Origin of the sequence: [Clostridium] scindens, from assembly GCF_019597925.1 — a bacterium.
In the GTDB taxonomy this organism is placed as follows: Bacteria; Bacillota; Clostridia; order Lachnospirales; family Lachnospiraceae; genus Clostridium_AP.
The window spans coordinates 3,661,160-3,685,908 of record NZ_CP080442.1 but is presented as its reverse complement, the minus strand read 5'-3'; the positions used below and the strand labels follow the sequence as shown (position 1 = coordinate 3,685,908).

General features: G+C 49.4%; 23 protein-coding genes and 1 riboswitch. All 23 genes read left to right on the top strand.

Going from position 1 to position 24,749, the window contains the following annotated elements; all coding sequences use genetic code 11:
• Positions 1-121: 121 nt before the first annotated feature.
• The gene (locus K0036_RS17725; protein ID WP_025641352.1) at positions 122-1,699 is read left to right on the top strand and encodes a VanW family protein; all 1,578 of its coding nucleotides are present in this window, start codon (positions 122-124) and stop codon (positions 1,697-1,699) included.
• Positions 1,700-1,721: 22 nt separating this feature from the next.
• On the top strand, positions 1,722-2,627 hold the full coding sequence (locus K0036_RS17720) for an AIR synthase-related protein (protein WP_220430296.1): 906 nt from the start codon (positions 1,722-1,724) through the stop codon (positions 2,625-2,627).
• A 95-nt stretch (positions 2,628-2,722) separates the two neighbouring features.
• Positions 2,723-3,214: a tRNA (cytidine(34)-2'-O)-methyltransferase gene (locus K0036_RS17715; RefSeq protein WP_220430295.1), complete on the top strand. Its 492-nt coding sequence runs from the start codon at positions 2,723-2,725 to the stop codon at positions 3,212-3,214.
• Between the two features lie 149 nt (positions 3,215-3,363).
• Positions 3,364-3,672, top strand: a complete 309-nt coding sequence (locus K0036_RS17710; protein ID WP_025641357.1) for a hypothetical protein — start codon at positions 3,364-3,366, stop codon at positions 3,670-3,672.
• A gap of 49 nt (positions 3,673-3,721) precedes the next feature.
• Complete coding sequence (locus tag K0036_RS17705; protein ID WP_025641358.1) at positions 3,722-5,743, top strand: V-type ATP synthase subunit I; 2,022 nt, start codon at positions 3,722-3,724, stop codon at positions 5,741-5,743.
• On the top strand, positions 5,740-6,225 hold the full coding sequence (locus K0036_RS17700; protein ID WP_025641359.1) for a V-type ATP synthase subunit K: 486 nt from the start codon (positions 5,740-5,742) through the stop codon (positions 6,223-6,225). Before K0036_RS17705 ends, K0036_RS17700 begins: the two co-directional genes overlap by 4 nt.
• A gap of 53 nt (positions 6,226-6,278) precedes the next feature.
• Positions 6,279-6,872: a V-type ATP synthase subunit E gene (locus K0036_RS17695; protein WP_025641361.1), complete on the top strand. Its 594-nt coding sequence runs from the start codon at positions 6,279-6,281 to the stop codon at positions 6,870-6,872.
• 24 nt (positions 6,873-6,896) lie between these two features.
• Positions 6,897-7,865, top strand: coding sequence for a V0D/AC39 family V-type ATPase subunit (locus K0036_RS17690; protein WP_025641363.1), 969 nt, complete (start codon positions 6,897-6,899; stop codon positions 7,863-7,865).
• On the top strand, positions 7,858-8,178 hold the full coding sequence (locus K0036_RS17685) for a V-type ATP synthase subunit F (RefSeq protein ID WP_025641364.1): 321 nt from the start codon (positions 7,858-7,860) through the stop codon (positions 8,176-8,178). Before K0036_RS17690 ends, K0036_RS17685 begins: the two co-directional genes overlap by 8 nt.
• Before the next feature lie 27 nt (positions 8,179-8,205).
• The gene (locus K0036_RS17680) at positions 8,206-9,972 is read left to right on the top strand and encodes a V-type ATP synthase subunit A (RefSeq protein ID WP_025641366.1); all 1,767 of its coding nucleotides are present in this window, start codon (positions 8,206-8,208) and stop codon (positions 9,970-9,972) included.
• A gap of 2 nt (positions 9,973-9,974) precedes the next feature.
• Positions 9,975-11,348, top strand: a complete 1,374-nt coding sequence (locus K0036_RS17675) for a V-type ATP synthase subunit B (protein ID WP_025641368.1) — start codon at positions 9,975-9,977, stop codon at positions 11,346-11,348.
• Positions 11,349-11,575: 227 nt separating this feature from the next.
• Positions 11,576-12,235, top strand: coding sequence for a V-type ATP synthase subunit D (locus K0036_RS17670; RefSeq protein WP_025641374.1), 660 nt, complete (start codon positions 11,576-11,578; stop codon positions 12,233-12,235).
• 218 nt (positions 12,236-12,453) lie between these two features.
• Complete coding sequence (locus K0036_RS17665) at positions 12,454-12,810, top strand: hypothetical protein (RefSeq protein WP_004606519.1); 357 nt, start codon at positions 12,454-12,456, stop codon at positions 12,808-12,810.
• 126 nt (positions 12,811-12,936) lie between these two features.
• Positions 12,937-13,437: a shikimate kinase gene (locus tag K0036_RS17660; RefSeq protein ID WP_025641376.1), complete on the top strand. Its 501-nt coding sequence runs from the start codon at positions 12,937-12,939 to the stop codon at positions 13,435-13,437.
• A 141-nt stretch (positions 13,438-13,578) separates the two neighbouring features.
• The gene (locus tag K0036_RS17655; protein ID WP_025641377.1) at positions 13,579-14,871 is read left to right on the top strand and encodes a UDP-N-acetylglucosamine 1-carboxyvinyltransferase; all 1,293 of its coding nucleotides are present in this window, start codon (positions 13,579-13,581) and stop codon (positions 14,869-14,871) included.
• Positions 14,872-14,951: 80 nt separating this feature from the next.
• Entirely contained in the window at positions 14,952-16,163 is a 1,212-nt protein-coding gene (locus K0036_RS17650; protein WP_220430294.1) for an MFS transporter, read from the top strand.
• 103 nt (positions 16,164-16,266) lie between these two features.
• A riboswitch (SAM riboswitch) is annotated at positions 16,267-16,366 on the top strand.
• 163 nt (positions 16,367-16,529) lie between these two features.
• Positions 16,530-17,717, top strand: coding sequence for a methionine adenosyltransferase (gene metK / locus K0036_RS17645; protein WP_173694408.1), 1,188 nt, complete (start codon positions 16,530-16,532; stop codon positions 17,715-17,717).
• A gap of 79 nt (positions 17,718-17,796) precedes the next feature.
• Complete coding sequence (locus K0036_RS17640; RefSeq protein ID WP_220430293.1) at positions 17,797-19,290, top strand: sensor histidine kinase; 1,494 nt, start codon at positions 17,797-17,799, stop codon at positions 19,288-19,290.
• Positions 19,287-19,976 carry a response regulator transcription factor gene (locus tag K0036_RS17635; protein WP_025641381.1) on the top strand — a complete coding sequence of 230 codons (690 nt, stop codon included), beginning with the start codon at positions 19,287-19,289 and terminating at the stop codon, positions 19,974-19,976. The genes K0036_RS17640 and K0036_RS17635 overlap by 4 nt, the downstream gene beginning before the upstream one ends.
• A 147-nt stretch (positions 19,977-20,123) precedes the next feature.
• Positions 20,124-20,348 carry an HPr family phosphocarrier protein gene (locus tag K0036_RS17630; RefSeq protein WP_025641383.1) on the top strand — a complete coding sequence of 75 codons (225 nt, stop codon included), beginning with the start codon at positions 20,124-20,126 and terminating at the stop codon, positions 20,346-20,348.
• 206 nt (positions 20,349-20,554) lie between these two features.
• The gene (gene grdG / locus K0036_RS17625) at positions 20,555-21,841 is read left to right on the top strand and encodes a sarcosine reductase complex component B subunit alpha (RefSeq protein WP_025641385.1); all 1,287 of its coding nucleotides are present in this window, start codon (positions 20,555-20,557) and stop codon (positions 21,839-21,841) included.
• A gap of 15 nt (positions 21,842-21,856) precedes the next feature.
• Entirely contained in the window at positions 21,857-23,164 is a 1,308-nt protein-coding gene (gene grdF / locus K0036_RS17620) for a sarcosine reductase complex component B subunit beta (protein WP_220430292.1), read from the top strand.
• A 196-nt stretch (positions 23,165-23,360) separates the two neighbouring features.
• On the top strand, positions 23,361-24,740 hold the full coding sequence (locus tag K0036_RS17615) for a TrkH family potassium uptake protein (protein WP_173694411.1): 1,380 nt from the start codon (positions 23,361-23,363) through the stop codon (positions 24,738-24,740).
• Positions 24,741-24,749: the final 9 nt, after the last annotated feature.

The window sequence follows — 24,749 nt, the reverse complement described above, 5'->3', positions numbered from 1 at the left end:
TAAGAAGACAAGAAGAATCATTGCAATCGTGATCATGGTAGTGATTATTGCAATGATCGCAACTATGGTAGTGCCGTATCTTATGGTATAGCCATAAAGCAAAGGGGTATGGGAGAATAAGATGGCTGCAGGAAGTCAGAGAAAGGGAAATAAAAAAAGCAAACGGATGTCGAGGATGAGACGAAGAAGGAGGCAAGTCCTTTTTGGTCTTGTTTTCGTATGCGTATGTATCATCTTTGCCATATCTTATGGAGTGCTTTACCGTTATGTATCAAAGTTTCCAGCGGATAAGATCTGCAACAATATCTATATCGGAAGCGTAAATGTGTCAGGCATGACAGGAAAAGAAGCCAAGGAGGCTTTGAAAAAGCATCTGGAGGATGACCGCAAAGAGAGCGTGACTATGAAAGTGGACGACAAAAAGGCGGCAGCGACGCTGGAAGAACTGGGCCTTCGCTATAATGACATTGACAAGGTAGCCAAAAAGGCTGTCTCCTATGGGAAGAAGGGGAGGCTATGGGTGCGTTACCGTCAGTTGAGGAAACTATCCAAAGAAAAGATGGTGCTGGGCGAGGATTTTGTCCTGGATCATAAAAAGTCAAAGGCTGTCATAGAGGAACGGGTGGTTCCGCTTGCCAGCCACGCGGTGGATGCCAAGATTAAAAAAGACGGCGACGGATTTAAGATTACTAAGGAAAAGGACGGCCAGACCGTAGATATCAAAGCATCGACAGCGAAATTGGAAAAATATCTGAATGAAAAATGGAAGCATAAAGACATTGCCATGAAGATGACCCTGATAAAAGAATCTCCTTCCGTGACGAAGAAGGACTTGAGCACGATAAAAGATGAACTGGGGGCATTTTCCACGGATGCAGGCGGAGGAGAGCGCTGGCAGAATCTTAAGACGGGCGTGGATCTTCTGAATGGCTCCGTGCTGATGCCGGGAGAGCAGCTATCCGTCCATGACAGGACCGCGCCTTATGATGAAGAGCACGGATACGTGCCGGCCGGATCCTACGAGAATGGCCAGGTAGTGGATTCCTTCGGCGGAGGCATCTGCCAGGTATCTACCACTCTATATAATGCCGTGCTTTATGCAGAACTGGAAGTGGTGGAACGATATCCGCACTCCATGCTGGTAGCATATGTGGACCCGTCCAGGGATGCGGCGATTGCCGGCGACTACCTGGACTTCGTGTTTCAGAATAATTATGAAACCCCGATCTTTATTGCCGGAGAGATTGACGCTTCCAACCAGCTGCGCTTCACCATCTATGGCAAGGAGACCAGGACGCCGGGGCGGACCGTGGAGTTTGAGAGCGAGACGCTGACCACGGAAGACTATGGAGTCACCTATAAAGAGAACTCGGATGCGGCGCTCGGAAGCATGAATTATGCCGGAAGCCCGCATACAGGCAAGACGGCCCAGCTGTGGAAGATCGTTTATCAGGATGGAAAGCAGGTGAGCAGGGATGTGATCAATAACAGCACTTATGAGAAGTCTGACCAGATTATTGAGATAGGGACCAGAACTGATAACGCCCAGGCCAAGGTTCTGGTGCAGAATGCAATTGCTACCCAGGACAAAGGCAAGATCGACGCTGCTATCAGCCAGGCCCAGTCGATGCAGGCACAAGGGACGCAGCAAAGCCAGGCCCAGGAATCGACTGGCCAGGAACAGCAGGCCCAGCAATAGATGAGAAGCAGAGGATAGAGACATGAAACTTGAAACGCAGACGGGATATTTGCTAAGCGAGACGGCTACTGTATATGGGCAGTCAAAATATATCGGAATCCATGCGCTTGCCTCCGCCGCCAACTCTTTGGCGGCGGCAGGCGCATCACATCTTAGCGTGGGCGTGCAGATCGCGCTGCCGCCTTACGCATATAAATCCAAGATACACACAATTGAAAAGATGATAAAAAGCACCTGCCATGAGCGTAAGATCGAGCTGCTTGAGGTGAAGGGCACAAGGAACCCGGCAATTCATTTTCCGATGGTGACCGTAACCGGTATCGCAGAAGCGGCTGGCGATACGCTCCGTAGCAGGAGCGCGCTAGAGCCGGGCGGGGAGATCGTCCTTACAAAATGGGCGGGCATGGATGGGATGCTTCAGATTGTACAGGAAAGGGAACTGGAATTAAAAGAACGGTTTGCGCCGGCATTCCTTAACCAGATCTTGTCTTACAGGGAGAATCTATTTGCCCAAAGAGAAATCGGCATAGCGAGGGCTCAGGGCGCATCCGCCATATACCAGATCGCAGATGGGGGGATTCTGGCAGCCTTGTGGAATCTTGCAAAAGAAGCCTCGTCCGGGATTTCCGTGGATATGAAGCAGATATCCATTCTTCAGGAGACCATAGAGGTCTGCGAGCACTACCGGCTCAATCCTTATCAGCTTGCTTCCGCAGGGAGCCTGCTGATCGTGACGGATGACGGGGAGGCGCTGGCAGAGGCATTGAATCATAGCCATATTCAGGCATCCGTGATCGGAAGCCTGACGGATAATAACGATAAGGTTATACATAATGGGGAAGACGTGCGGTATATTGATCGTCCGGCGCCGGATGAGATTCTGAAACTATTTGATTCTGCTGAATTGGGCAAAATAATTAAAAACTAGATGAAATTAGGAAAATATGAATACAACATTACCAAAAGTGTATATTGACTGGCTTATCTGTTTTCTTTAAAATAAAACGTAAAGGAGGTTGCAGCATGTTGAATATTGTATTGCATGAGCCAGAGATACCTGCAAATACAGGAAATATCGGGCGCACCTGCGTGGCTACGAACACAAGGCTTCACCTGATTGAACCATTAGGATTCAGGCTGAATGAGAAGAATCTGAAGAGGGCTGGAATGGATTATTGGGATAAGCTGGATGTGACTACTTATATTGATTATGATGATTTCATCAGGAGGAATCCGGACGCGAAGATCTATATGGCCACGACCAAAGCGCCGAAAGCCTACACGGATGTCAAGTATGAGCCAGACTGCTATATTATGTTTGGAAAAGAAAGTGCGGGAATACCAGAAGAGATTCTGGTAAAACATAAAGATGACTGTATAAGGATTCCGATGGTTCCGGATATCCGTTCCCTGAATCTTGGAAATTCGGTGGCAATCGTTTTATATGAGGCACTTAGGCAGAATTCGTTTGCGGGGATGGATCTGGAAGGGCATCTGCATAGGCTGGAATGGTAAAAAAGGCAATTGTATGATTATTCATTTAATTGTATGCTCGGTACGGTCTGGGAACTATGAAAAAACAATAAATTTCTAGACTTTTATTTGGAATCATATTATAATCGTAACTACAGGAGAGTTACAACAACAAGAGAGGTGGTGAACAGATGGTAGAAGAAACCATTAAAACCATCAAGGAGACGGAAAATGAGGCGGAGGAAATCGTAAGAAAAGCAGACGCCGAATGTACCGGAATCCTTGAAGAAGCCTCTGCAAAAGCCAAGGAGATCAAAGAACAGGCTGAAGCAGATGCAAAGGCAAAGGCAGAAGCCAGTCTAAAGGCAGCAAAGGAAATTGGGGAAAAGTCGACGATGGAGGCTTTGGCCGATGTGGAGAAGGAAATTGCATCTCTTAGGGAGGCTGCGCTGGCGAAGGAAGAAGAGACGGTATCTGCCGTGATTGCAGAACTCGTCTGATACTTGCATATTTAGGCAAAAAGAATAAGAGTAAAGGAGGGATGCGGCTATGTCAGTATTGCAGATGCAAAGAATTAGTATCTGCGCGCTAAAGAAAGACCGTAAGGCCATTTTGGAGAAGATCCAGTCAATGGGAGTCATGGAAATGAACCAGATTGCCGAAGGCGAGGAAGGCTTCGAGAAGATGGATACCTTGAATGCCAGACAGAGATTTGAGAAGAAGGCGCAGCTTTCGGATCAGGCGCTGGCAGTTCTTGAAACTTACGCTCCGGAGAAGCATTCAATGCTATCAGGCCTGGAAGGCAAGAAACTAGTCGAACAGGAGCAATTCGATAAAGCAATTGCGGAAAAAGAGGCCATTGTCTCAAAAGCCAATCTGCTGATATCGAAGAATAAAGAGATAGCGGAGAGCAAAGCCGGTATTCTGAAACTGGAAAACCAGATTGAGTCGCTTGAACCTTGGATTTCTTTGGATGTTCCAATGAATTTCGAAGGTACGGGGAAGGTGTCGATGCTGCTTGGAACTATGCCGGCGGAGACGACCCTGGAATCTGTCTATGAGCAGGTTGCCGTGAATAATCCTGACATCGAGGCTATGGATGTTAAGATTATCTCCAGTGACAGGGATGCGGCTTACCTGGCTGTTTTTTGTCTTAGGGCAGAAGCAGCTGCAGTAGAAGAGGCTTTGAGGGCAGGAGGATTCGCAAGGCCTTCGCAGGTTACGGATAGGGTGCCTGCTAAGAAGAAGGCGGATCTTATCGCAGAGATTCAAAAACTGAATAATGAGATTGAAAAAACTGAGGAAGAGATCAGGAGCTATGCAGATAGCAGGGAGGATTTGAAACTGGTAGGAGACTACTTCCGCATGAGAGCAGAGAAGTATGAAGTGCTGGGAACTCTTCCGCAGTCGCAGAGGACATTTGTCATGAGCGGCTATGTAGCGGCAAAGGCGGTGCCGGCAATTGAAAAAGCCATTGGGGAACGCTATGACTGTGTCTTGGATGTAGAAGATTTAAAAGAAGATGAAGAACCGCCGATTATCCTGAAGAATAACGCATTTTCATCCAGCGTGGAAGGCGTCCTGGAATCTTACGGACTGCCCCATAAGGGTGAATTCGACCCAACGACGATCATGTCATTTTTCTATGTATTTTTCTTTGGAATGATGTTATCTGATGCCGCATATGGCGCAATTATCGCAATTGCCTGTTTCGTGGTTCTGAAGAAATTCCCCCGGATGAGCAAGGGTATGCATAAGTCAATCAAGATGTTTATGTTCTGCGGCATCTCGACGATAGTCTGGGGCGTCCTGTTTGGAGGATATTTTGGAGACGTGGTGGACGTGGTGTCCCGTACGTTCTTTGGGAAGACGGTTACCATCAAGCCATTGTGGTTTGCGCCACTGAATGATCCGATGAGGCTTTTGATCTATTCTATGACATTTGGACTGATCCATCTGTTCGTAGGACTGGGCATCAAGGGATATATGCTGGTAAAAGACGGCAAGATCTTAGACTTTTTCTGTGATGTCGTGCTCTGGTACGCATTTTTGATCGGCCTGATACTGATGCTGCTCCCTACGGATATATTTGCATCAATCGCACAGACGCAGATCGTGTTCCCGCCGGCTGTCAGCATGCTTGCAAAAGGCCTGGCGATCATAGGAGCACTGGGACTTCTTCTGATGTCCGGAAGGGCCAACAAGAATCCGGCGCTTAGGATCGCGCTTGGAGCATATGACATCTATAACATCACCGGCTGGCTCAGCGATGTTCTGTCTTATTCGCGTCTGCTGGCACTTGGCCTTGCCACAGGAGTTATCGCTTCCGTGGTAAACCAGATGGGAAGCATGTTTGGAAAAGGCGTTGTGGGAGCAATCCTATTTGTTGTCGTCTTTATAGTTGGACACACGCTGAATCTGGCAATCAATCTGCTGGGCGCGTATGTGCACACGAATCGTCTGCAGTTCGTAGAGTTTTTTGGCAAATTCTATGAAGGCGGAGGAAGACCTTTCGAACCATTTCAATCAGATACAAAATATGTAGATATTAAGGAGGAAACTTTATCATGAGTATTTGGAGTAATTTAGGACTTGTATACGCATTACTTGGCGCAGCAGTAGCAGTTTTCCTGGCAGGAGCAGGATCAGCACTTGGAGTAGGCATTGCCGGACAGGCAGCATCAGGAGTTGTAACAGAGGACCCAAGCAAATTCGCGAAGGTATTGATTCTGCAGCTGCTTCCTGGTACGCAGGGAATCTATGGACTGCTGGTTGGATTCATCACGTTGTCCAAGATCGGCCTTCTTGGAGGCGGAGCAGCTGAGATCAGCGTGCAGACAGGACTTCTGATTCTGGCAGCATGCCTCCCGATCGGCATCGTTGGATTGATCTCCGGCAGATCCCAGGGACAGACTGCGGCAGCGGCAATCGGAATCATCGCTAAGAAGCCGGACCAGTTTGGTAAAGCCATGCTGTTCCCGGCAATGGTTGAGACATACGCAATCCTGGCACTTCTTATTTCCATCTTATCAGTAACAGCAATTCAGGTATAGGATATCTGATACACGGTAAAAACTAGGAAATCAAGAAAAGGAGTGCAAGGGCGATGACCGGATTAGAAAAAATGAAAAGTCAGATCCTGGATGAAGCGAAAGCAGTGGCTGACAGCAAGATTGCAGAAGCAAAGGCCCAGGCCGAAGAGATTATGAGCCAGGCAAAGGCTGAAGCGGAAAAGAAACAGGCCAGCATCTCCCAGAAATCCGAAGCGGAAATAGCAAACTATAAAGAGCGGGTAGCGTCTTCGATCGATTTACAGAGAAGGACCAAGGTTCTTGCCGCAAAGCAGGATGTCATAAAAGAAGTCCTGAATAAGGCGTATGAGTCGCTGACTGGCATGGAAGCGGATGCTTACTTTGCCATGCTGCTAAAGATGCTTGGCAAGTATGCGCTGCCGCAGGATGGAGAGATATTCTTTTCAGCCAGGGATTTAAAGAGAATGCCTGCAGGATTCCAGGATGAGGTGAAAAAGGCGGCCGAATCAAAGAACGGAAGCCTGACAGTATCTGAAGAAGGCAGGAATATAGAGAATGGATTCATTCTTGCTTATGGCGGTATAGAAGAGAACTGCACATTACAGGCAATGTTTGATGCAAAAAGAGATGAGTTGTCCGATAAGGTTCATCACTTATTATTCTTATAAAGCGTAGTAGATTGGAGGAGCAGCATGAGTGAACAATATACCTACGCGGTTGCGCGGATACGTGCCCTGGAAGTCTCTTTATTCTCCAACAGCACCATTGACCAGCTGATTGCATGCCAGAACTATGAGCAGTGTATTCAGTTCCTGGAAGAGAAAGGCTGGGGAGACACCGAGACATCCGGTAATGCAGAGGCTATGCTGACCAGAGAAGAAGAAAAGATATGGGAGGTCGTTAAGGAACTGTCCATCGGGATGGAACATTTTGACGTGCTTACCTATCCAAAGCTTTTCCATAATCTGAAGGCCGCAATCAAGGAAGTGTGCACGGAGGAAAAGAACAGGCATATATTCTATGAAGATGTGCCGATTCCAGGAAGTGCCATGATGGAGATCATAAAAGAGAAGGATTTTGGAAAACTTCCTGCAAATATGCAGCACGCGGCGGAAGAAGCATATGAATCGCTTCTTCACACCAGAGACGGACAGCTGTGCGATGTCATTATCGATAAGGCAGCGCTTGAGGCAATCTATGCGGCCGGGAAGGAAGCAAAGGCGGATATCATCCGCGACTATGCGGAATCCACGGTAGGAGTTGCAGATATCAAGATTGCCGTGCGTTCACAGAAAACCGCGAAATCGATAGATTTTATGAAGCGGGCAATGGCTGAATGTGACAGTATCAATGTAGACCAGCTTTCAAAGGCAGCCCTGGCGGGAATGGACGCGATCCGCGAATACCTGCTGGGAACGGCTTATGCACAAGGCGCGGAGGCGTTAGCCGACTCGCCGTCAGCATTCGAGCGCTGGTGCGATAACCGGATTATTCAGACTATCAGTCCACAGAAATATAATGCATTTACCATAGGGCCGGTGATTGCCTATGTAATTGCGAGACAGAACGAAATAAAGACGGTACGAATCATTCTTTCCGGCAAACTTAATGACTTACCGGACGATTCAATCCGAGAAAGGGTAAGGGAGATGTATGTATAAGATTGCAGTACTAGGCGATTATGATAGTATTTACGGTTTCGCTACATTGGGTCTTGATACATTTCCAGTAAGCACCCGTGAGGAAGCCGGAGAAAAACTGCATCAGCTCACCCTTGGAGACTATGGGATAGTCTATGTTACCGAGGCTCTGGCGGCAGAATTAAAACATGAGATAGAGAAATATCAGGAACTGGCTGTTCCGGCGATTATCCAGATACCAGGAATATCCGGCAATACCGGAGCCGGCGTAGAAGGCGTCAAGAAGTCTGTAGAACAGGCGGTAGGATCTGATATTATCTTTGGAAACGAATAAAGAAGGAAAGGTGGGTGATTCGTCCAAATGAGTACAGGTACGATTAAAAAAGTAGCAGGACCGCTGGTTATCGCAGAAGGAATGCGGGATGCCAACATGTTCGACGTTGTGCGTGTTAGTAACCAGCGACTGATTGGAGAGATTATCGAGATGCACGGGGACGAGGCATCAATTCAGGTATATGAGGAGACATCAGGCTTAGGACCGGGAGAGCCGGTAGAATCTATGGAGGTTCCGATGTCTGTTGAACTTGGGCCTGGTCTTATCGCGAGCATTTACGATGGTATCCAGCGTCCGCTTGACGATATTATGAAGGTTTCAGGAAACAGCCTGCAGCGTGGCGTTGAGGTTGCTTCCCTGAAGAGAGACAAGAAATGGGAATTTGTCCCGGTTGCAAAAGTTGGAGACGAGGTAGAAGCAGGCGATATATTAGGCACCGTGCAGGAGACCATCGTCGTTCAGCAGAAGATCATGGTTCCTTATGGAATCAAGGGTACGGTAAAAGAGATCAAATCAGGCGAATTTACGGTAGAAGACGTGGTGGCAGTAGTTGCTACGGAAGATGGAGACAAAGAACTTACGATGCTTCAGAGATGGCCGGTTCGTAAAGGACGTCCCTATGTAAAGAAACTTCCGCCGGAGAAGCCATTGGTAACGGGACAGCGCGTTGTCGATACGTTCTTCCCAATCGCTAAAGGCGGAGTTGCCGCTGTTCCCGGACCTTTCGGAAGCGGCAAGACCGTAATCCAGCATCAGCTGGCAAAATGGGCTGAGGCAGATATTGTAGTATATATCGGCTGCGGCGAGCGTGGAAATGAGATGACGGACGTTCTGAACGAGTTCCCGGAACTGAAAGACCCGAAGACAGGCCAGTCACTGATGCAGAGGACGGTTCTGATCGCCAATACGTCAGATATGCCGGTTGCTGCCCGTGAGGCATCCATCTATACAGGTATTACGATTGCGGAATACTTCCGTGATATGGGCTATTCTGTAGCCCTGATGGCAGATTCCACATCCCGGTGGGCAGAGGCCCTTCGAGAGATGTCAGGACGTCTGGAAGAGATGCCTGGCGAGGAAGGATACCCTGCATATCTTGGAAGCCGTCTGGCGCAGTTCTATGAAAGAGCCGGACATGTAATTTCATTAGGCAAAGACCAGAGAGAAGGAGCGCTGTCCGTAATCGGAGCAGTATCCCCTCCGGGCGGCGATATTTCCGAGCCTGTATCCCAGGCGACCCTGCGTATTGTCAAGGTATTCTGGGGACTGGATTCAGCGCTGGCTTACAAACGTCACTTCCCGGCGATCAACTGGCTGACCAGTTATTCTCTATATGTCGATAATATGGCAGACTGGTTCAACAGCGAGGTTGCTTCGGACTGGATGGAAGACCGCCAGAAGATGATGAGCCTTCTGCAGGAAGAGGCAGAACTTGACGAGATCGTTAAGATGGTAGGTATGGATGCGCTGTCACCGACAGACCGCCTTAAGATGGAAGCGGCAAGATCCATCCGTGAGGACTTCCTGCACCAGAACTCTTTCCATGAGATTGACACCTATACCTCTCTGAGGAAGCAATACCTGATGATGAAGCTGGTTCTCGCGTTCTATGAGGAGGCTTCCGAGGCGCTGACCAAAGGCGCTTCTATGCAGATCCTGATCAACATGGAAGTAAGAGAGAGAATCGGGCGTTACAAATATACGCTGGACGCTGATATTGAGACAGAGTATGAAAAGATATTAAATGAACTGCATACCGAGATCGCAGGTGCATTCGGGAAGGAGGACTTCTAATTATGCCAAAAGAATATAGAACCATACAAGAAGTTGCCGGCCCTCTGATGCTGGTGCGCGGGGTAGAGAACGTAGCCTATGATGAATTGGGAGAAATCGAGCTTGCCAGCGGAGAGAGACGCCGCTGCAAGGTTTTGGAGATCAACGGAAGCGATGCCCTGGTTCAGCTGTTCGAAAGCGCTACCGGTATCAACTTAAGCAACAGTAAAGTGCGTTTCCTTGGACGAAGCATGGAACTGGGAGTATCCGGCGACATGCTGGGCCGTGTATTCGACGGCCTGGGCCGCCCGATCGATGACGGCCCGGAGATTCTTCCCGAGGAAAGAAGAGATATCAATGGCCTGCCTATGAACCCGGCAGCCAGAAGCTACCCTGAGGAGTTCATCCAGACCGGCGTATCCGCTATCGACGGACTGAATACGCTGGTACGTGGACAGAAACTTCCGATCTTCTCCGCGTCCGGTCTTCCGCATGCCAACCTGGCAGCACAGATTGCGAGACAGGCCAAGGTTCGCGGAACAGACGAGAACTTCGCCGTTGTATTTGCGGCAATGGGTATTACTTTCGAGGAATCCAACTTCTTCGTTGAATCATTCAAAGAAACAGGCGCTATTGACAGGACCGTATTGTTCATCAACCTGGCAAATGACCCGGCTATCGAGCGTATTTCCACGCCTCGTATGGCGCTGACGGCAGCAGAGTATCTGGCATTCGAGAAGGATATGCATGTACTGGTTATCCTGACGGATATCACCAACTATGCAGACGCTCTCCGTGAAGTATCTGCCGCGCGTAAGGAAGTTCCCGGACGCCGTGGCTATCCTGGATATATGTACACGGACCTTGCATCCCTCTATGAGAGAGCGGGACGTCAGAAGGGCAAGAAGGGAAGCATCACCATGATCCCGATCCTTACCATGCCTGAGGATGATAAGACCCATCCAATCCCTGACTTGACGGGATACATTACAGAGGGACAGATCATCTTAAGCCGTGACCTGTATAGAAAAGGCATTCAGCCGCCGATCGACGTACTGCCTTCGCTATCCCGTCTGAAAGATAAGGGTATCGGCGAAGGAAAGACTAGGGCTGACCACTCCAATACGCTGAACCAGCTCTTCGCCGCATATGCGCGAGGCAAGGATGCGAAAGAACTTATGACCATCTTAGGCGAGGCCGCCTTGACGGAAATTGACCTCCTCTATGCGAAGTTTGCCGATGCATTCGAAAAAGAGTATGTATCACAAGGCTACAACGCCGACCGCTCCATCGAAGAGACGCTGGAAATCGGCTGGAAGCTCCTCTCCATGCTGCCAAGAGCCGAACTAAAACGAATCGACGACAAATTCTTAGATTTATATTATGGTAAGCAGTAAGCCGTGCGCAGATGAGTGAAAGCAGACGCGCAAGCAAGCTTGCAAGCGGCTGCTTTCGGTCATCTGCATAGGGCGCGAGCCCGCAGCGAGAAGAAGCGAAGCGGAATCGAGCTGGCACGGCGGGGCCAGAAAAGCCCCCGAAAGCCGTGCTTATATGGAGCTTACAGAGAGGCTGCATAGGGCGCGAGCCCGCAGCGAGAAGAAGCGAATAAGGAGGTGGATGATAGATGGCATCTACGCAGGTGACTCCTACCCGTATGGAGTTGACCAAGACAAAGAAAAAATTAGTCACTGCCGTCAAAGGCCATAAGCTTTTGAAAGATAAGCGTGACGAACTGATGCGCCAGTTCCTGGACCTGGTCCGTGAGAACATGGAACTGCGACTGAAAGTAGAAGCCGGAATCCGCTCTGCAAATAAGAATTTTGTCATAGCCAAGGCCGGAATGGACGAAGCTACGCTGAATACAGCGCTAATGGCGCCAAAGCAGGAAGTAAACCTTGAGGTAGGCAAGAAGAATGTCATGAGTGTCAATATCCCGGTCTTTGAGACGAAGACCAGGACGGCGGACGCCAATGACATCTACTCTTACGGCTTCGCGTTTACCTCCAGCGATCTGGACGGCGCCGTAAAGTCACTGGCAGATATTCTGCCGGATATGCTGAAACTTGCGGAGACGGAAAAAGCGTGCCAGCTTATGGCAGTCGAAATCGAGAAGACGAGACGCCGTGTAAATGCGCTGGAACACGTTATTATTCCGGAAGCACAGAAAAACATCAAGTATATTACGATGAAGCTGGATGAGAACGAGAGAAGTTCCCAGATTCGTCTGATGAAAGTAAAAGATATGATGCTTGAAGAGGCGCATCATTACAGTGAGAGAGCCTGATATATAAAGGCAGGTACAGGCGGATGGCGTATGTCATCCGCCTGTATGCTTATTGTTTTAGATTTTCGCCTGGTTCCGGATTTTTAGTTCTGAGGAAAAGCAATTTAAAATTCCAATATGATTATAACAAGAATAGAATGCAAGGAAAGTAGGGCAAGTAACATTGTGATTCCTAACGCATATGATAAGATAGATACTTATCTTAGGAGCGTGCGTACATGGACGATCGACTGCCTTACTACATGGCTTACCCGATGCCTTTACTCTATGATGACGACAGGATTGCCAGAAGGGACCTGGATTACATGAAAAGCCTCTATCCTGCGGCGGCAAAACGTCTGATCCCATATATCGAAGAAGAATGCGACCGGCTGGAATATGAAGGAAGCATGATGTATGACGAATATCCGGATCAGCTGCAGCTTCGGCTGATGTGCAGAAGAATTTATGACCAAGTGGCACAAGAGGAGGAGAATCCGGGCGAATGGCTGAAGGATCTGATTCAGGTGATGGCATATCAGGAATTATGCAACAGGCGAAGCGAATACAGGAATTTCAAAAGAAAATTCTACTAATGAAAGAAAGGGGCCAGACCTTGGGATAAAAGGGTCTGACTCCTTTTGGATTTGCAGGAGGGTAGACAAAAAAGGTCCTTGTGTGTTAAAATACTCACCAAAGACACTAGGGGAGGACAGCCGGATATGGATAATATCATATTGATTGGCATGCCAGCAGCGGGTAAAAGCACGATAGGCGTTGTAATCGCAAAACGCCTGGGATACCAGTTTGTGGATACAGATATTCTGATTCAGGAAGAAGAAGGAAAACTGCTGAAAGATATTATTGCGGAAAAGGGAATTGATGGTTTTCTGGAAGTGGAAGACCGTGTAAATGCGAAGGTAGATACGTGGCATACGGTAATATCGCCGGGAGGCAGCGTAGTATATTGCGAAAATGCCATGAAACATTATAAAGAGATTGGGAAAATAGTATATTTGCAGGCATCTTTTGACACAATAAATAAAAGGCTGAAGAATGCAAAAAACAGAGGCGTCGTGCTGAAAGAAGGCCAGACTTTGAAGGGGCTGTATGATGAAAGAGTGCGCCTTTTTGAGAAATATGCGGATATTACCGTCTGTGAAGACGGATTAAAGTTGGAAGATACGATCCAGAAGGTTCTGGAGACTCTCGGTCAAGAGTAAAATCCTGGAAAATATTACGGATAAATTACATAATTGTAAAAAATATTTTACAAATTCGAATTCTATGGTATAATATCGAAGAATGCGAATAGAAAAAGATGGATAGATGAGAGTGAATAGATAGTAAATTTGAGGTGCAGTATGGAACAGTATATTATAAAAGGCGGCCATCCGCTGGTTGGAGAAGTAGAAATAGGCGGAGCAAAGAATGCCGCCCTGGCGATTCTTGCCGCAGCAATAATGACAGATGAGACAGTACTGGTTGATAACCTTCCGGACGTTAACGATATCAATGTACTGCTGGATGCCATATCAGGCATCGGCGCGAATGTACACCGGGTTGACCGGCATACCGTAAAGATTAATGGCAAAGGCATTAACGATGTTAACATAGAATACGACTATATCAAGAAGATCCGCGCATCCTATTATCTTCTGGGCGCCCTGCTTGGAAAGTATAAGAGGGCGGAAGTAGCGCTTCCGGGCGGATGTAATATTGGCAGCAGGCCGATAGACCAGCATATCAAGGGATTCCGTGCTTTGGGCGCGGATGTGGATATCGAGTATGGAAAGATTATGGCTGAAGCAGACCGTCTGGTGGGCAAGCATATATATTTTGACGTGGTAAGCGTTGGCGCTACCATCAATGTCATGATGGCCGCGACGATGGCAGAGGGACTCACCATCATGGAAAATGTGGCAAAAGAGCCGCATGTGGTAGACGTTGCCAATTTCCTCAACAGCATGGGGGCCAACATCAGAGGCGCGGGAACCGACGTGATCAAGATTCGCGGCGTGCAGCGCCTGCACAGTACGGAGTATTCTGTGATTCCGGATCAGATTGAGGCCGGGACATTCATGTTCGCGGCAGCGGCAACAAAGGGAGACGTAACCGTACTGAATGTTATTCCAAAGCATCTGGAGGCGACCATTGCGAAGCTGGTCGAGATCGGATGCGAAGTGGAAGAGTTTGATGATGCTGTCCGCGTGGTTTCCAAAGGAGACTTAACCAGCACGCATGTGAAGACGCTGCCTTATCCGGGATTCCCGACAGACATGCAGCCCCAGATCGGTGTGACGCTGGCTCTGTGCCAGGGGACAAGTACGATCACGGAGAGCATCTTCGAGAACCGGTTCAAGTATCTGGATGAACTGGCTAGAATGGGAGCCAACGTCAAGATTGAAGGCAACTCTGCAACGATCGAAGGCGTGAAGAAGTTTACAGGCGCAAGGGTGAGCGCGCCAGACTTGAGGGCAGGAGCTGCGCTCTGCATTGCAGGCCTTGCCACAGATGGAATCACGATCGTGGATGATATCGTATATATCCAGAGAGGATATGAAAGATTTGAAGATAAGCTTAGGGGTATCGGAGGAATCATCGAGAAGGTGGAGACGGAGAAAGATATCCAGAAGTTCAAATTGAAAGTGAGCTAGTCAGGCAGGATGGAGTTGAAAAATTCCATCCTAGTTTTATATTACGACATTTTATTCCAGGGGAAAGGAGAGGTGCGAGGATGAAGAAGGGTAAGAACAGGTATGCAGTTCTGGCGATTGCTTCCATTGTGAACTTCGTGCATGGCAACCCTTACATATGGACGGTATTCCAGCCCTATGTAAGGAAAGAGTACGGTCTGTCCCTGGCCGCTTCCAGCCAGCCGTTCACGATCATTATCGGGATATTTGCTCTTGGAAACATGCTGGGAGGGTACTTGCAGCATAAGATAGGGGCGAAGAAGACGATCCTTGCAGGAAGCCTTGTGATGTGCCTGGGATTCTTTCTGGCCGCGGTAGCGCCAAGTCATATGCCTTGGCTTATATCGCTGGGATATGGCGCTTTAGGAGGCCTGGGATCGGGCTGTGCGTTCAGCATGCTGGTGGCGGTGCCCCAGGGCTGGTTTCCGGACAAGCGTGGGCTGGTCACGGGAATTACAGTAGGAGTCATCGGAATCTCAGGCGTGCTGATGAATCCATTGTGCGATTCCATCCTTGCGTCATATGGGTACCGGACTGCCATGCTGCTGGTGACGGCAGTCTATGCGGTTCTCTGCCTGGGCGCCTTCTTTATCGAGGAAGCCCCGGAAGAGCTGGCAAGCCAGGGCAGCGTGCTGGCGAAGACGGATGGGAGCACAAAGCCGGAAGCAGGCACAAAGCCTGAGGGAGGCGCAGAGGCTGCGGTCCAGAGGCAGTATACGACCCGGGAAATGATGCATACCAAAGTATTCTATGCCATTGCCATCACCATGGCCCTAGCGGTTCCGGCATACGTGCTGGTCAATCCTCTGATGAAGTCCCTGGGAATGGAGAGAGGGCTTACCAGCGCGCAAGCGCTGGCTGGCGTCATGATCGCGTCCTTTGCCAATATCATCGGTCGGTTTGCCATGCCCTGGCTGTCGGATCGGACCGGGCGCAAGGCGGTGATCCGGGTCATGTATGTGCTGGCTATGGTATCCGTGGTGGGGCTGATTGCTGCTAGAGGAGGCCTGTTCATCCTGCTGATCTCCATCGTATGCCTGGTGTATGGAGGCGTGGTCAGCGTATTTCCGGTACTGGTATCGGATCATTTCGGAATGAAGTATCAAGGCATGAACTTCGGGGCGGTCATGCTGGGCTATGGCCTGATATCCATTCTGTGCCCGTATCTGTTAGACGTTGCGGGGCTTAATACTTCATTTCTCATCGCCGGGATCGCGTGTGCAGCAGGAGTGTGGGGAACCAGGTACTTTTAACAAGGCATAATACAGATTCCATAAAGTGTAGGTTGACAATTAGAGGAAAAGAGTGTAAAGTCTTATTCGTACATAGAACCATTAATTAAATAATGCAAACTTTCTCTTATTCAGAGCAGTGGAGATACAAAGGATCTGTGAAGCTGCGGCAACCCCCGGTGTGTGGAAGGTGCCAACCTGAGCGAGTAATCGAACAATAAGAGGATTGGTTTATGATAATATAAAACAGTCCGCTTTATGCGGGCTGTTTTTTGGAGTGGGCCTTGCGTGGCATATCTCTGAAACGCTGCAAGCCCCAAATAAATCCATCCAGGGAGAAAGTGTGCGAAAGGGCAAGCCCCTTTCAGTAGAAAAGGAGAGAATGCTATGGAAAAACTTTTATTTACGTCAGAATCAGTAACAGAAGGCCATCCGGACAAGATGTGCGACCAGATATCCGACGCCATCCTGGACGCGCTTATGGAGCAGGATCCTATGAGCCGTGTGGCATGCGAGACATGTACCACCACGGGCCTTGTGCTTGTCATGGGAGAGATCACCACCAACGCTTACGTAGACATCCAGAAGATCGTCAGGGATACGGTCAGGGAGATCGGATACACGAGAGGGAAGTTTGGGTTTGATGCGGATACCTGTGGCGTGATCACGGCCATCGACGAGCAGTCCTCAGATATTGCCATGGGCGTTGACAAGGCGCTGGAGGCAAAGGAAAATAAGATGTCTGAAGAAGAGATCGAGGCAATCGGCGCAGGAGATCAGGGCATGATGTTTGGCTACGCCACGGATGAGACCCCGGAACTGATGCCATACCCGATTGCCCTGGCGCACAAGCTGGCCAGAAGACTTACGGAAGTCAGGAAGAACGGAACCCTTCCCTACTTAAGGCCGGACGGCAAGACCCAGGTGACGGTAGAATACGACGAGGCGGGCGTGCCAAGACGTTTGGACGCGGTGGTGCTGTCGACCCAGCATGATCCGGATATCAGCCAGGAGCAGATTCATGAAGACATCAGGAAGCATGTTTTCGAAGCAGTGATTCCGCAGGGGATGATTGACGGGGAGACGAAGTTCTTTATCAATCCCACAGGCCGTTTTGTGATCGGCGGGCCCCATGGCGACAGCGGCCTTACAGGACGCAAGATCATCGTAGACACCTATGGCGGAATGGCCCGCCATGGAGGCGGGGCATTCTCCGGCAAGGACTGCACGAAGGTAGACCGTTCCGCAGCCTATGCTGCCCGCTATGTAGCCAAGAATATCGTGGCGGCAGGGATTGCCAAGAAATGCGAGATCCAGCTGTCCTATGCCATTGGCGTGGCACATCCGACCTCTATCATGGCAGATACCTTCGGAACCGGCAGAATTGACGATGAGAAACTGGTAGAGATCATCCGCGAGAACTTTGACCTGCGTCCGGCAGGCATCATCAAGATGCTGGATCTGAGACGTCCGCTGTATAAGCAGACGGCGGCGTATGGCCACTTCGGCCGTACGGACATCGACCTTCCGTGGGAGAAGCTTGATAAAGTGGAAGTACTGAAGAAGTATTTATAAAAATTTTAGAAAAGTTTATGGGCGCTTTGATGTGAAGCGCCCTTTTTCATGCTATACTTTTCCTGGAGGGTATAAACGAATGAAGTTAAAGACAAGATTAAGCATCGCTTTTCTGACGCTTATTTTAATTCCAATTGTTCTGACCGTCACGATGGTTTGCCTGCTGGGACGGTATCAGATCAGTGCTATAGAAAAAACATATGAAATTTCGGGAACTACGGTAAAGAGTTTCTCCAATTCGGTTCTTGTGATGTCCAGGCTGACAGAGAAGCCATACCATGAACTGTCCAAGATGGCAAAGACGAATCCTCAGGAGATGGAAGATGCCACCTGCCTGGAAGAATTCAACCAGAAGCTGGAGGAGAAGAAGGCGTACCTGCTGGTTCGCAAGGAAGGCACGATTATCTATGTGGGAACGGATATGGAAGAGGCCAACCATGTGATCGGACAGCTTCCAGATTATGGGGAATCGGAGAATACCTCGGAAAATGGGATTTATCTGGGAGGAGAAGCCCAGGCGCTCATCAAGCAGGTGGATTTCCATTATTCAGACGGCCAGGAAGGGAGTGCCTTCATCGTCACGGATGTGAGCAACATGATTCCAGAAGTGGAAGAATTCTTTGTGGATATGGTATTTGGGATCATCATCGTGCTGATACTTACGGCCGCCTTGCTGATATTCTGGATTTACCGGGCGATCATGCGGCCGCTGGGGAAGATGCAGGTGGCGGCTAAGAATATCCGGGACGGGAATCTGGACTTTGAGTTGGAACCGGAATCCGAAGACGAGCTTGGAAGCCTATGCCAGGATCTGGAACAGATGCGCTGCAGGCTGAAGGATAATGCAGAAGAAAAGATCAAATTCGACCGGGAGAACAAGGAACTGATCAGCAACATCTCCCATGACCTGAAGACGCCGGTGACGGCGATCAAAGGCTATGCGGAGGGAATCATGGACGGGGTGGCGGATACGCCGGAAAAGATGGAAAGATATATCCGTACCATTTATAATAAAGCCAATGAGATGGACACGCTGATCAATGAGCTGACTCTCTATACCAAGATTGACACCAACAGGATACCCTATAACTTTAATACACTGTCGGTAAATGCCTATTTTGACGACTGCGCGGAAGATCTTTCCATAGAGCTGGAGTCAAAGAATGTGGAGTTCGGGTATTTCAATTATGTGGAAGGCAGCGTCAAGGTCATCGCGGATGCGGAGCAGATTAAGAGAGTCATCCACAATATTGTAAATAATTCCCTGAAGTATATGGATAAGCCAAAAGGGAAGATTAATCTCAGGGTGAAAGACGTAGGAGACTTCATACAGGTGGAACTGGAAGACAATGGAAAAGGGATCGCCGCCAAGGATCTGCCCAATATATTCGACAGGTTCTACCGGACGGATGCCTCCCGGAATTCTTCCAAAGGAGGAAGCGGCATAGGGCTTTCCATCGTCAAGAAGATTATAGAGGAGCATGGCGGCAAGATATGGGCAACCAGCAGGGAAGAGGCTGGAACGACCATGTATTTTGTCTTAAGAAAATATCAGGAGGTGCCGATTTCATGAGTAAGATATTGATTGTAGAGGACGAAGAGGCGATTGCAGATCTGGAAAAGGATTATCTGGAATTGAGCGGATTCAAGGTGGAGGTTGCCAATGACGGCGAGACGGGGCTTAAGAAGGCGCTGGGCGAGGAGTTTGACATGTTTATCCTGGATCTTATGCTTCCAGGAATTGATGGATTCGAGATCTGCAGGCAGATCAGGGATGTAAAGAATACGCCTATTATCATGGTGTCCGCCAAGAAGGATGACATTGACAAGATCCGCGGCCTTGGGCTTGGAGCGGACGACTATATGACAAAGCCATTCAGTCCCAGCGAGCTGGTGGCCCGGGTGAAGGCTCATCTGGCCAGGTATGACCGCCTGACAGGAAGCGCGGTGGAGGCCAATAAGGTGATTGAGATCCGTGGCCTTAAGATTGATACTACGGCCCGGAGAGTGTGGGTAAATGAGGAAGAGAGGACGTTTACCACGAAGGAATTCGACCTGCTCACCTTCCTCGCCAGCCATCCAAACCATGTATATACGAAGGAAGAACTGTTCCGGGAGATATGGGACATGGAGTCCATCGGAGATATCGCTACGGTCACGGTACACATCAAGAAGATTCGGGAGAAGGTGGAGATGGATACCTCCAATCCTCAGTATATTGAGACGATATGGGGAGTGGGGTACCGGTTCAAGGTATAGGACGGAACATATTTTGATTATTTTTTTAGGGGAGGCCGCAATTACTTTAGTATGCTGGAATTCAGCGGATGTTGATACTGCTTTAACCGATTTGAGTTGTAGAATATATATGTATGATGCAGACAGATACGGAAGGAGGAGAAAGACATGAAATTTAATATCTTACTAAATTCGGCGGAGGACGCATTGGTATTGGTGGATAAAGTGTCAAAATACGACTGTGATGTAGAATTGATCTCTGGATGCCATCATGTCGATGCCAAGTCTGTTATGGGAGTCATGGGACTGGGCGTTAAGAAAGAGCTGATGCTGGTGGTGCATGATGAGCCGAACGATAAGATAAGGCACGATCTGCAAAAATTTATGGCATAATGAATATTGATTTATATATCCGCTTCCCCGTGAAGAAATAGTAGTGCATCAGGTTTTAAATTGGCCTGATGCACTTTTGCTGTGTTTAGGCTTGTTATTTGTTAATTTTTAGATTATTATATAGATATAAGAAAATTGACGGTAAATTTATTGCTTAAGGGAACATTATTCTTAATGTTCCCTTTTTGTGAAAAGGAGGGAAAGAATTGAAACTGGAATTGGGAAAGATATTTATCCATGATGTTCAGTTTGCTGACCGGACATATGTGGAGAAGGGGACACTCTATGTCTGCCGGCAGGAGATCATCGATCTGGTACTTGCGGATGACCGTCTGGTATCGGCGGAAGTAGAACTGGCGAGACCCGGGGAATCGATACGGATTGCTCCGGTGAAGGACGTGATCGAGCCCCGGGTGAAGGTTGACGGAAGTGGCGGCATATTCCCGGGAATCATCAATAAGGTAAAGCAGGTAGGAGAGGGCAGGACCCATGCCCTGGTTGGCGCGGCGGTCGTGACTTCGGGAAGGATCGTGGGATTCCAGGAAGGAATCATCGATATGGCGGGAGAGACGGCAAAGTACACGCCGTTTTCCAAGACCAACAACGTGTGCGTCATCTTCCATGCCAAGGATGGAATCGATGCCCATGAGCATGAGACGGCAGGAAGGCTTGCAGGGCTTAAAGTAGCAGCCTACATAGGGGAGGCGGCAAGGGAACTTGTCCCGGATGAGATCGCAACTTACGAGACCCGGCCCTATTTGGAACAGGCGGCGCAGTATCCGGATCTGCCTAAGGTGGGATATATCCATATGCTGCAGTCGCAAGGACTTCTCCATGATACCTATTATTATGGCGTGGATGCCAAGAAGTTCATCCCTACCTTCATGTACCCCACGGAGATCATGGACGGCGCTATCGTGAGCGGCAACTGCGTGGCACCTTGTGACAAGGTGACCACCTTCCATCACCTGAATAATCCGGTGATTGAGGACCTGTATAAACACCATGGGAAAGACCTGAATTTTATCGGAGTCATACTGACCAACGAAAATGTATTTCTGGCAGATAAGGAGCGGTCTTCGGATATGGTCGGGAAACTGGTAGAATTCCTGGGGCTGGACGGGGTGATCATTACAGAAGAAGGATATGGCAACCCGGATACGGATTTGATGATGAACTGTAAGAAGGCCACGCTGGCAGGAGCAAAGGTCGTGCTGATCACCGACGAGTTCCCGGGACGGGACGGAAAGTCCCAGTCGCTGGCGGACGTGGTGCCGGAGGCGGATACGGTAGTATCCTGCGGGCAGGGCAATATCATCATCCACTTCCCGCCGATGGAGAAGGTAATCGGGACTTTGGACTATGTGGAAACTATGATCGGGGGATTTGAAGGTAGCATGAAGCCGGATGGGAGCATTGAGGCAGAACTGCAGATTATCATCGCATCCACCATTGCCAACGGATACAATCATCTGACGGCGCGCACGTATTAGGAAGGGGGCGCAATAATGTCTAAAATAAAAATTGTCCATTATATCAATAACTTCTTTGCAGGCGCAGGCGGCGAGGAAGCGGCAGGCATGAAGCCCGAATTCCATGAAGGCGCGATCGGTCCGGGCCTTGCATTTGCGAAGGAATTTGGCGATGGATATGAGATCGCCGCCACGATCGTCTGTGGAGACAACTATTTTGGCGAGCATCTGGAAGAGGCGAAGGAAGAGATCCTTAAGATGATGGAGCCGGTAGGCCCTCAGCTATTTATCGCAGGTCCGGCTTTCAATGCCGGGCGATACGGCGTGGCATGTGGAACTATCGCCAAGGCGGTAGAAGCGCGGTTTGGAATTCCGGTCATCACAGGAATGTACCAGGAAAACCCCGGAGCTGACATGTTCAAGAAGGATGTAATTATTGTAAAGACCAAGAACTCAGCGGCAGGAATGCGTGACGCAGTGCCGGTAATGAAAAGGCTTGGCGAGAAATTGATCAACGGAGAAGAGATTTTCGGGCCGGAAATAGAAGGATATCTGGAACGGGGAATCCGTGTCAACTATTTCCACGAGAAGAGAGGGTCTGAGCGGGCGGTAGAACTACTGGTCAAGAAGATGAAAGGCGAGGAATGCGTTACCGAGTATCCGATGCCCGTATTTGACCGGATACCGCCGAATCCTCCGGTTGCTGACGTAGGAAAGATCAAGATCGCAGTGGTCACCTCCGGCGGAATCGTTCCCCAAGGCAATCCTGACCATATAGAGTCATCCAGCGCCACCAAGTATGGAATCTACAGCATCAAGGGCATGGATCATATGGACAAGAAAGACTTCATGACCATCCATGGCGGCTATGATCGGGCATTCGTAACCGAAGACCCGGATCTGGTAGTGCCGCTGGACGTACTGCGGGAGATGGAACAGGAAGGCGTGATCGGAGAACTTGCGGATTACTTCATTACCACTACCGGTACCGGAACCTCTACGGGAAATGCAAAGGCATTCGGAGAGGACTTTGTAAAGAAACTGCTGGATGACCACATTGGGGCGGTAATTCTGACCTCCACCTGAGGCACCTGCACTCGTTGCGGCGCAACAATGGTGAAGGAAATCGAGCGGGCAGGCATTCCGGTAGTACATATTGCGACGGTAGTGCCCATCTCCCTTACGATCGGAGCTAACCGTATCGTTCCGGCAGTGGGAATCCCATATCCTCTCGGCGATCCGGGCAGGGGAGAAGAGGCCAGCAAGAAGATCCGCCGGGAACTTGTGGAGCGGGCGCTTAAAGCGCTTATGACGCCGGTGGAAGACCAGACTGTATTTGAATAATTTCGGAATTCCGACAGATTGTAGATGGAAGGCACAGGCCGTTTCGGCCTGTGCCTTCTGCAGCGCTTTTCCCGCGCCTGTGTCTTGGGTAAGCAGGAAACTAAATAAGGACCACTAGAAATAACCAAATGAATGTGCTATCATAATACGCAAAGTCTAAGGAGTCAGGCGGATCGGCGCCAAAGGAGATAAGGTTATGCAGCAGAGAAAGCAGAATATCAGATGGAATACGATGCGGATATTGGTATTTGGATTCCTGGGAGTCATATTTATAGGCGCAGTGCTCCTATGGCTTCCGATATCCAACCGGCAGCCGATTGCTTTTATGGATTCGCTATTTACGGCGACTTCCGCAGTCTGCGTGACGGGACTTGTCACCATAACGCCGGCGGCACAGTTTACCATATTTGGCAAGGTGATATTACTATTTCTGATCCAGATAGGCGGACTGGGCGTAATTGCGTGTGCCACCGTATTTTTTCTGATTCTTCGCAGGCAGATTACTGTAAGGGAGCGGGTGGTGATACAGGAGACCTACAACATGGACTCCCTTGGAGGCATGGTGGGCATGGTGAAGCGGGTAATTACCGGCACGTTCCTGGTGGAAGGGGCCGGAGCCTTTCTGTATGCGTTCCAGTTCGTGCCGGAATTCGGTCTGGTACGGGGAATTTGCTATTCCATCTTTCATGCCGTATCTGCTTTCTGTAATGCGGGAATTGATATATTGGGTGCCAACAGTTTTGCAGACTATGCCGGGAATCCGCTGATCAATATTACGACAATGCTGCTGATCATTCTAAGCGGCATCGGCTTCTCGGTATGGCATGATGTGATCACCAATGGGAAACGGATATATAGGCATGAGGTACCGAAAAAGTGGTGGTTTACCAGGCTCAGGCTTCACTCGAAACTGGCAATCGTAACGACCCTGATCCTTCTGGCGATTGGAACGATCGCGACATTTCTGCTGGAGTACCATAATCCAGAGACTATGGGAGACTTTAGTTTTGGAAAGAAGGTTATGGCCTCCATGTTCCAGTCAGTAACTACTAGGACGGCGGGATTCTTCACGGTATCCCAGTCAGGACTGACGCAGGAGAGCAAGCTGCTTGACTGCATCCTGATGTTTATAGGAGGCTCCCCCGGAGGTACGGCCGGAGGGGTCAAGACCACGACGATCGCCATGCTGGTGATGGCCTGCATTACATTCGTGCGGGGCGGCAAGGATACGGAGTGCTTCGGAAGGAAGATCACAATGGAAAACTTCCGGACGGGATTCGCGGTGGCCATGCTGGCGTTCATGGTGTTTATTACCGGCACGGTGACGGTCTTGATCATAGAGCCTGCCAGCGTGCCCCTGATCAATGTGATGTATGAGACGGCATCGGCCATAGGAACGGTGGGGCTTACGGCAGACTTGACGCCTAGCCTGGCCCGGGGAAGCCAGGCGGTCATCATGGTACTCATGTATGTGGGAAGAATTGGCCCTCTGACGCTGGCCCTGGTATTTGCGGGGAAGCCGAATTACAGAGACAAGATCAGGGAATTGCCGAACGAACGGATTATGGTTGGATAATGGAGGAAG

What these genes read in the sequence shown, in the direction of transcription:
- K0036_RS17720 (WP_220430296.1), top strand. Translation starts at nt 1,722, where the DNA reads ATGAAACTTGAAACGCAGACGGGATATTTGCTAAGCGAGACGGCTACT.
- K0036_RS17670 (WP_025641374.1), top strand. Translation starts at nt 11,576, where the DNA reads ATGGCATCTACGCAGGTGACTCCTACCCGTATGGAGTTGACCAAGACA.
- K0036_RS17695 (WP_025641361.1), top strand. Translation starts at nt 6,279, where the DNA reads ATGACCGGATTAGAAAAAATGAAAAGTCAGATCCTGGATGAAGCGAAA.
- K0036_RS17615 (WP_173694411.1), top strand. Translation starts at nt 23,361, where the DNA reads ATGCAGCAGAGAAAGCAGAATATCAGATGGAATACGATGCGGATATTG.
- K0036_RS17715 (WP_220430295.1), top strand. Translation starts at nt 2,723, where the DNA reads ATGTTGAATATTGTATTGCATGAGCCAGAGATACCTGCAAATACAGGA.
- K0036_RS17705 (WP_025641358.1), top strand. Translation starts at nt 3,722, where the DNA reads ATGTCAGTATTGCAGATGCAAAGAATTAGTATCTGCGCGCTAAAGAAA.
- K0036_RS17665 (WP_004606519.1), top strand. Translation starts at nt 12,454, where the DNA reads ATGGACGATCGACTGCCTTACTACATGGCTTACCCGATGCCTTTACTC.
- K0036_RS17710 (WP_025641357.1), top strand. Translation starts at nt 3,364, where the DNA reads ATGGTAGAAGAAACCATTAAAACCATCAAGGAGACGGAAAATGAGGCG.
- K0036_RS17680 (WP_025641366.1), top strand. Translation starts at nt 8,206, where the DNA reads ATGAGTACAGGTACGATTAAAAAAGTAGCAGGACCGCTGGTTATCGCA.
- K0036_RS17725 (WP_025641352.1), top strand. Translation starts at nt 122, where the DNA reads ATGGCTGCAGGAAGTCAGAGAAAGGGAAATAAAAAAAGCAAACGGATG.
- K0036_RS17675 (WP_025641368.1), top strand. Translation starts at nt 9,975, where the DNA reads ATGCCAAAAGAATATAGAACCATACAAGAAGTTGCCGGCCCTCTGATG.
- metK (WP_173694408.1), top strand. Translation starts at nt 16,530, where the DNA reads ATGGAAAAACTTTTATTTACGTCAGAATCAGTAACAGAAGGCCATCCG.
- K0036_RS17660 (WP_025641376.1), top strand. Translation starts at nt 12,937, where the DNA reads ATGGATAATATCATATTGATTGGCATGCCAGCAGCGGGTAAAAGCACG.
- K0036_RS17685 (WP_025641364.1), top strand. Translation starts at nt 7,858, where the DNA reads ATGTATAAGATTGCAGTACTAGGCGATTATGATAGTATTTACGGTTTC.
- K0036_RS17640 (WP_220430293.1), top strand. Translation starts at nt 17,797, where the DNA reads ATGAAGTTAAAGACAAGATTAAGCATCGCTTTTCTGACGCTTATTTTA.
- K0036_RS17655 (WP_025641377.1), top strand. Translation starts at nt 13,579, where the DNA reads ATGGAACAGTATATTATAAAAGGCGGCCATCCGCTGGTTGGAGAAGTA.
- K0036_RS17700 (WP_025641359.1), top strand. Translation starts at nt 5,740, where the DNA reads ATGAGTATTTGGAGTAATTTAGGACTTGTATACGCATTACTTGGCGCA.
- K0036_RS17690 (WP_025641363.1), top strand. Translation starts at nt 6,897, where the DNA reads ATGAGTGAACAATATACCTACGCGGTTGCGCGGATACGTGCCCTGGAA.
- K0036_RS17650 (WP_220430294.1), top strand. Translation starts at nt 14,952, where the DNA reads ATGAAGAAGGGTAAGAACAGGTATGCAGTTCTGGCGATTGCTTCCATT.
- K0036_RS17635 (WP_025641381.1), top strand. Translation starts at nt 19,287, where the DNA reads ATGAGTAAGATATTGATTGTAGAGGACGAAGAGGCGATTGCAGATCTG.
- K0036_RS17630 (WP_025641383.1), top strand. Translation starts at nt 20,124, where the DNA reads ATGAAATTTAATATCTTACTAAATTCGGCGGAGGACGCATTGGTATTG.